A 6,484-nucleotide genomic window follows, 5' to 3' on the forward strand; every position below is an offset into this window, starting at 1 on the left:
TTGTATATTAAAGAAATTACTTTAACAAATTACCGAAACTATACGAAGACAACGATTCCTTTTGAAAATAAAGTAAACGTCATTTTGGGTGAAAACGCACAGGGTAAAACAAACGTGATGGAATCGATCTTCGTATTATCTATGGCTAAATCTCATCGTACATCCAACGATAAAGAATTAATTAAATGGGACTGTGAGTATGCAAAGCTATCGGGCATTGTAGAAAAGCATAGAGGGCCTGTTACACTGGATTTAGTCATCTCAACAAAAGGGAAAAAAGCAAAATATAATCACATTGAGCAGAAAAAACTCAGTCAATATATAGGGTCAATTAACACTGTCATGTTTGCTCCGGAGGATTTGAACCTAGTTAAAGGGAGTCCGCAAGTAAGGCGCAAATTTATTGATATGGAGATTGGTCAAGTTTCGCCTGTTTACATGCATGATTTAAGCAGGTATCAAAAGATTTTGCAGCAAAGAAATCAATATTTGAAGCAGCTGCAGACAAAAAAACAAACGGATCTTTCACTTTTAGACGTACTTACGTTACAGTTAAGTGAAATGGCGGCGAAAATCTTAAAAAAACGTTTTGAGTTTTTACAGTTACTCCAACAGTGGGCAGAGCCTATTCATAAAGGGATCAGTCGAGACTTAGAAACATTAAAAATTGAGTATAAGAATTCAATTGATGTATCAGAAGATGCAGATTTGTCGAAAATGTTAGAAGCATATCATCAAAAGTTTGATAAAATAAAAAGTAGAGAAATTGATAGAGGTGTCACCTTAGCGGGACCACACCGTGATGATCTTCTTTTCTACGTTAATGAGAAAGACGTTCAAACATTTGGTTCACAAGGGCAACAGCGGACGACTGCTTTATCGTTAAAGCTTGCTGAAATTGAGTTAATTCATCAAGAAGTAGGTGAATATCCAATCTTGCTTTTAGACGACGTATTGTCTGAATTAGATGATTTTCGTCAATCACACTTGCTAAATACCATTCAAGGAAAAGTTCAGACGTTTGTAACGACAACGAGCATTGAAGGAATTCATCACGAGACCTTAGAAAAAGCCGCTACATATCACGTAGAAGCTGGCCAAATTCAAAAGGTCAAATAGCAATTGATCTGTCTAAAAACTTTTCGCAAGGCAATCTAACTGAAATATGATATCATTATAGTTTTAAGTCTATATATTTCAACTCGTACCCTCGATTATGAAAATTTTGTGCATAAGTAAACAAATTGCAAATACATTAAAGGCTCCGTATTATTTCCACATAATATTCGAAAAACATAATACAAAATGATAAATACAGCAGTTTGCTGTTAAAAAAAAGTGTAGGTGATACATTTGACGATGGAACAAAAAGAAGTACAAGCATATGAAGCTGATCAGATACAAGTATTAGAAGGATTAGAGGCTGTTCGTAAACGTCCGGGGATGTATATTGGATCGACGAGCGCAAAGGGTTTACATCATCTTGTATGGGAAATTGTAGATAATAGTATTGATGAAGCGCTGGCCGGCTATTGCGATGAAATTAATGTTATTATCGAAAAGGATAATAGTATTACAGTCAAAGATAACGGTCGTGGAATTCCGGTTGGTATTCAAGAAAAAATGGGCAGACCTGCCGTTGAAGTTATCTTAACGGTTCTTCATGCCGGAGGTAAATTTGGCGGCGGCGGCTATAAAGTATCCGGTGGATTACATGGTGTAGGTGCCTCAGTTGTTAACGCACTTTCTACCTCTTTGGAAGTGTACGTACATCGTGATGGTAAAGTTCATTATCAAAAATATGAACGAGGTGTACCGGCTGCTGACTTAAAAGTAGTTGGAGAAACAGATAAAACAGGTACTGTTATTCAATTCCATCCAGACGGTGAAATTTTTACAGAAACGCTTGAATACGATTTTGATACGTTAGCTAATCGTCTGCGTGAGTTAGCTTTCTTAAATCGCGGTATTAAAATTACGATTGAAGACAAACGTGAAGAAGATAAAAGACGTGAGTATCACTATGAAGGCGGAATTAAGTCTTACGTTGAACACTTAAACCGTGCAAAAGAAGTAATTCACGAAGAGCCGATCTATATTGAAGGTAATCGAGACAACATTTCTGTAGAAATTGCTATTCAATATAACGATAGCTATACAAGTAATTTATATTCTTTTGCAAACAACATTCACACATATGAAGGTGGAACGCACGAAGCAGGATTTAAAACAGCGTTAACGCGTGTAATTAACGACTATGCACGTAAAAACAGCGTATTTAAAGACAGTGATGCCAATCTAACGGGTGAAGATGTTCGTGAAGGAATTACAGCTATCATCTCTATTAAGCACCCAGATCCGCAGTTTGAAGGACAAACAAAAACAAAGCTGGGAAATAGTGAAGCAAGAACAATTACTGACTCTGTGTTTGCAGAACACTTAGAAACGTACTTGCTAGAGAACCCTATTGTGGCAAAAAAGGTAATTGAAAAAGGTTTAATGGCTGCAAGAGCAAGAATGGCAGCTAAAAAAGCTCGTGAGCTTACAAGACGTAAAAGCGCGCTTGAAATCTCAAACTTACCGGGTAAATTAGCAGATTGTTCATCAAAAGATCCTTCTATTAGCGAACTCTATGTAGTAGAGGGTGACTCTGCGGGAGGATCAGCTAAGCAGGGAAGAAGCCGTCATTTCCAAGCTATTTTGCCTTTACGTGGTAAAATTATCAACGTAGAGAAAGCCCGTTTAGATAAAATTTTATCTAATAACGAAATTCGTACAATCATTACCGCTCTAGGAACGGGTATTGGTGACGATTTTGATATCTCGAAAGCACGCTACCATAAAATTGTGATCATGACAGATGCAGACGTGGACGGTGCGCATATTCGTACGCTTCTTCTAACGTTCTTCTATCGCTATATGAGACAGATTATTGAGCATGGATATGTGTACATTGCCCAGCCGCCTCTTTACAAAGTTTCACAAGGTAAAAAAGTGGAGTACGCGTACAACGATCGTCAATTAGAAGAGGTATTAGCTTCTTTCCCTGAAGGCGCAAAACCAAACCTTCAGCGTTACAAAGGTTTAGGAGAGATGAATCCTGAACAATTATGGGAAACAACAATGGATCCAGAGTTCCGTACCCTTCTTCAAGTGAACTTGCAAGATGCAATTGAAGCTGATGAGACATTTGAAATTTTAATGGGCGACAAAGTAGAACCACGCCGTAATTTCATTGAAGAAAATGCTCAGTACGTAAAAAATCTTGATATTTAAATGAACGGTAATACCCTTTATATGTTTTATAAAGGGTATATAAACGTCAGGATAGAGATAGGTTCTATCCTGCGTTTACATATATATGAATTACTATACTGAACTTCGCGAAGGAGGTTCTTATCGATGTCAGATAAACCAAACTCTCAAATAAGAGAAGTAAATATTAGTCAAGAAATGCGCGCATCCTTTTTAGATTATGCAATGAGCGTAATTGTATCGCGTGCTTTACCGGATGTAAGAGACGGACTTAAGCCTGTGCACCGTCGTATTTTATATGCAATGAATGATTTAGGTATGGGATCGGATAAGCCATATAAAAAATCAGCTCGTATCGTAGGAGAAGTAATTGGTAAGTATCACCCACACGGTGACTCAGCTGTATATGAAACAATGGTTCGTATGGCACAAGATTTTAGCTATCGTTATATGCTAATTGACGGTCATGGAAACTTTGGATCTGTTGATGGAGATGCCGCAGCAGCTATGCGTTATACAGAAGCAAGAATGTCAAAAGTTTCGATGGAACTGCTGCGTGACATCAATAAAGATACAATTGATTATCAAGATAACTATGACGGTTCTGAACGTGAACCAATTGTATTACCTGCTAGATTTCCAAATTTACTTGTAAACGGTTCAGCCGGAATTGCGGTAGGTATGGCCACAAATATTCCTCCGCATCAGTTAGGGGAAGTCATTGACGGCGTTTTAGCTGTAAGTCAAGACCCTGATATCACAATTGCAGAGTTAATGGAGATTATTCCAGGCCCAGATTTCCCAACTGCAGGACAAATTCTTGGCCGCAGCGGCATTCGTAAAGCTTATGAAACTGGAAAAGGTTCTATTATTGTTCGCGCAAAAGTAGAAATTGAAGAACAAAGCAATGGTAAACAAACTATTATTGTTCATGAACTTCCATACCAAGTAAATAAAGCAAAGCTAATTGAAAAAATTGCTGAGCTAGCCCGTGATAAGAAGATTGATGGAATTACGGATTTACGAGATGAGTCTGACCGTTCAGGTATGCGTATTGTTATTGAAGTAAGACGTGATGCAAATGCAAATGTTTTATTAAACAACTTATATAAGCAGACATCTCTTCAAACAAGTTTTGGTATTAATACCCTTGCATTAGTAGATGGACAGCCAAAAGTATTGAACTTGAAGCAATGTCTACAGTACTACTTAGACCATCAGGTAGTGGTTATTCGCCGTCGTACTGAATTTGAACTTCGAAAAGCAGAAGCACGTGCGCATATTTTAGAAGGTTTAAAGATTGCTCTTGATAATTTAGATGCTGTTATTGCTTTAATTAGAGGTTCTCAAACAACAGATATTGCACGTGAAGGATTAATGACGCAGTTTTCGTTATCTGAAAAACAAGCGCAAGCTATTTTGGATATGCGCCTACAGCGTTTAACAGGATTAGAGCGAGAGAAGATTGAAGCAGAATATCAATCTTTATTAGCGCTAATTGCTGAATTAAAAGCTATTTTAGCAGATGAAGAAAAAGTATTAGAAATTATTAGAGAAGAACTAATAGAAGTAAAAGAAAGATTCAATGACGGCCGTCGAACAGAAATCGTAAGCGGAGGAGCTGAAATTATCGAAGACGAGGATCTGATTCCTCGCCAAGATATTGTTATTAGCTTAACGCACAACGGCTATATTAAACGTTTGCCTGTTTCTACGTATAAGAGTCAGCGAAGAGGCGGAAGAGGTATTCAAGGAATGAATACAAACGAAGATGATTTTGTTGAACATCTTCTAACAACTTCTACTCATGATACGATTCTCTTCTTTACAAATAAGGGAAAAGTTTACCGTACGAAAGGATACGAAATTCCAGAGTACGGAAGAACGGCTAAAGGAATACCTATTATTAACTTGTTAGAAGTAGACAAGGGTGAGTGGGTAAACGCCATCATTCGCGTCGATGAATTTGTAGACGATTGGTATCTATTCTTTACTACAAAACAAGGAATTTCTAAGCGTACACCTTTATCTTCTTTTGAGAACATTCGAAATAGCGGACTTATCGCCTTGAATTTAAGAGAAGAAGATGAATTGATTTCTGTTAAATTGACAGATGGTAAGCGCGATATGGTTATTGGAACGAAGAAGGGTATGTTAATTCGTTTTAATGAAAATGATGTTCGTTCAATGGGACGTACAGCTACTGGAGTTAAAGGGATCACTCTCGATTCAGAAGATGAAGTAATTGGTATGGAGATTCTCGAAGAACAATCAGATGTCTTAATCATTACGAAAAATGGTTACGGAAAACGTACGCCGATTGAAGAATATCGTGTACAAACAAGAGGCGGTAAAGGTTTAAGAACATGTAATATCACTGATAAAAATGGTGATGTTGTCGCACTGAAATGTGTATCTCAAGAAGAAGATATTATGCTTATCACAGTAAGCGGCGTTCTTATCCGTGTTTCTGTTTCAGATATTTCACAAATGGGCCGTAACACACAAGGTGTCAAAGTCATCCGTTTAGGAGACGAAGAGTTTGTTTCAACGGTTGCAAAAGTACAAACTTCAGAAGATGAAGACGAAATTTTAGATGAATTAGATGAACATGAAGAGACAGATATAATAATTGAAGCTGAAGAAACAGAAGAATAAAAAAAAGCCCCTGAAAAAGCAGGGGCTTTTTTTATGTAAAAAAACCTTGCCATAGGCTTTTCATTTTGGTAATATATAAAAAGTCAGCAAAACATATATGAGTTTTTTAGTAGTTTTAAAAAAGTTATATAAAAGTGTTGACAATGATTCTTATAAAGTGTTATTATATAGGAGTCGCTTTAAGACAAGAGTTCTTTGAAAACTGAACGAAATAGTAAACGTCAACGTTAATTTTTATTTTTTAAATTGAGCAAGTCAAACATTTCTTCGGAGAGTTTGATCCTGGCTCAGGATGAACGCTGGCGGCGTGCCTAATACATGCAAGTCGAGCGAACTGATTAGAAGCTTGCTTCTATGACGTTAGCGGCGGACGGGTGAGTAACACGTGGGCAACCTGCCTGTAAGACTGGGATAACTTCGGGAAACCGAAGCTAATACCGGATAGGATCTTCTCCTTCATGGGAGATGATTGAAAGATGGTTTCGGCTATCACTTACAGATGGGCCCGCGGTGCATTAGCTAGTTGGTGAGGTAACGGCTCACCAAGGCAACGATGCATAGCCGACCTGAG

General features: G+C 37.6%; 3 protein-coding genes and 1 rRNA gene (1 of these 4 running past the window's edge). All 4 read left to right on the forward strand.

The window, feature by feature from the left end; genetic code table 11:
* A complete protein-coding gene (recF, locus tag BG04_RS11465) occupies positions 1-1,119 on the forward strand; it encodes a DNA replication/repair protein RecF (RefSeq protein WP_013054823.1) in 1,119 nt (372 codons plus the stop codon).
* Positions 1,120-1,359: 240 nt separating this feature from the next.
* Complete coding sequence (gyrB, locus tag BG04_RS11470) at positions 1,360-3,276, forward strand: DNA topoisomerase (ATP-hydrolyzing) subunit B (protein ID WP_013081316.1); 1,917 nt, start codon at positions 1,360-1,362, stop codon at positions 3,274-3,276.
* Between the two features lie 126 nt (positions 3,277-3,402).
* Positions 3,403-5,913 carry a DNA gyrase subunit A gene (gene gyrA, locus BG04_RS11475; protein ID WP_016762686.1) on the forward strand — a complete coding sequence of 837 codons (2,511 nt, stop codon included), beginning with the start codon at positions 3,403-3,405 and terminating at the stop codon, positions 5,911-5,913.
* A gap of 264 nt (positions 5,914-6,177) precedes the next feature.
* A 16S ribosomal RNA gene (locus tag BG04_RS11480) occupies positions 6,178-6,484 on the forward strand (it continues 1,245 nt past the right edge of the window).

Origin of the sequence: Priestia megaterium NBRC 15308 = ATCC 14581 (assembly GCF_000832985.1) — a bacterium.
GTDB classification, from domain to species: Bacteria; Bacillota; Bacilli; order Bacillales; family Bacillaceae_H; genus Priestia; species Priestia megaterium.

Coding starts and splice junctions, on each gene's coding strand:
- gyrB (WP_013081316.1), top strand. CDS start 1,360: ATGGAACAAAAAGAAGTACAAGCATATGAAGCTGATCAGATACAAGTA.
- gyrA (WP_016762686.1), top strand. CDS start 3,403: ATGTCAGATAAACCAAACTCTCAAATAAGAGAAGTAAATATTAGTCAA.